Raw genomic sequence first — 1,353 nt, 5'->3', positions numbered from 1 at the left:
TGGGACTTTAGCAAAATTCAAGCCCAAATATAGCCCAAACTAGCTTTATAATTGACAAATACGTCCGGATTTTCCTGGAGCCAACGGACAAAACGGCAAGACATGGCACTACGAAAAGCTTCTAAAGTCTCAGTAAATGTCTTTAACGGTTTGTTAGCCCATCGCCTTCGCAATCCCCCAGTAAGTTGATGCCAAACAATAAAAGTATAGGCACACATAACCAATATAAAATGTCTCATTAGGCTGCGTTTGTGCCGAACTTGATATTCAGATAGCCCTAACCAACCCTTGGCTTCTCGATAAAACACTTCCACCCAATTTCTTTGAGCATAAGTCTCAACCACCCATTCTGGAGTCACAACTGATGCTTCTAAATTTGTCAAAAAATAGTCAATATTTGTGGCTTCATTAAAGGTTGGCTGATTCATGACGATGGCCAAACTTCTTTTTCCACTCAAACTTGATATTTCGACTTCTATGATCGCTACCCACAAGGTTTTTGGCTTGTTCAGTTCTAACTTAACCTCCCTGAATGCTTCACTGGGTAAACTTTGCGCTAACTCATCCACCCTAACAATTTCTTGACAATCCTTCGTTATGTTGACCGCAACTTTTCGATTTTTCGCGATTCCTCCTAAATACTTTAATTGACGATTTTCCAGCTCCAATAGAAAAGAGCTATTGTTACCATAACCGGCATCAATTAAGACAATTTTTGGATAATATCCTCTCTTTAATGTCCGGTCAATTAAGTTTAAGGCTAACTCCGGTTTTTTGAGGAATTCTGGGTCTTTCTTTCCTTGGCCAAAAGGCCACGCTACGCGAACAGGCAATGAGTTTGAGTGTTGATATAACTCAACATCTAACGGCAGGCTTTTTCGACCATCATACAGATGAGTGGTTACGAGAACTATCCCATTATCTGTTTTGCCAATTTCTCCAATGTATTGCCTTCCTATTCCCTCAGTAAAATTACCGCTTTTTCTATGTCCACTATCGTCTACAATTAGCGAGAACCCATGAGGAATTTTGGTCTGACGACAGCTATTCATCACCTGTAACCGGCGTTCGTTAATCTCTTGTTCACTCCAGTTAGCCCGAACCGCAAAATGCCTTAAACTGTGGTAAGACACATCTACAGCGTTCTGAGCTAACTGAGATAGGTTTTTTCTTTCACTTTCTCCCAATAATCCCCCTAGATAGTTTCTAAACTCCTTTCTCTGGGCTTTAGTTCGGAAGATATCGTCAAAACGCTGACACCATCTATCGAAGCACGGGGGCATTGCTGTGGAAACAGTTTCTTTCATGGGATTGGAGGGAAAAAGTAACCAACCTAAAAAACTTACCCTATAT

The 1,353-nt window shown here is 40.8% G+C and carries 1 protein-coding gene; it reads right to left on the bottom strand.

Annotated features, from left to right (window positions below; genetic code table 11):
- Nucleotides 1-17 precede the first annotated feature (17 nt).
- Nucleotides 18-1,307, bottom strand: a complete 1,290-nt coding sequence (locus F6K46_RS39775; RefSeq protein WP_293069036.1) for an IS701 family transposase — start codon at nucleotides 1,305-1,307, stop codon at nucleotides 18-20.
- Nucleotides 1,308-1,353: the final 46 nt, after the last annotated feature.

This window comes from Moorena sp. SIO3E8 (assembly GCF_010692445.1).
Classification (GTDB): Bacteria; Cyanobacteriota; Cyanobacteriia; order Cyanobacteriales; family Coleofasciculaceae; genus Moorena; species Moorena bouillonii.
The sequence above is the reverse complement of the archived record's forward strand: the minus strand, read 5'-3'. Positions and strand labels throughout refer to the sequence as shown.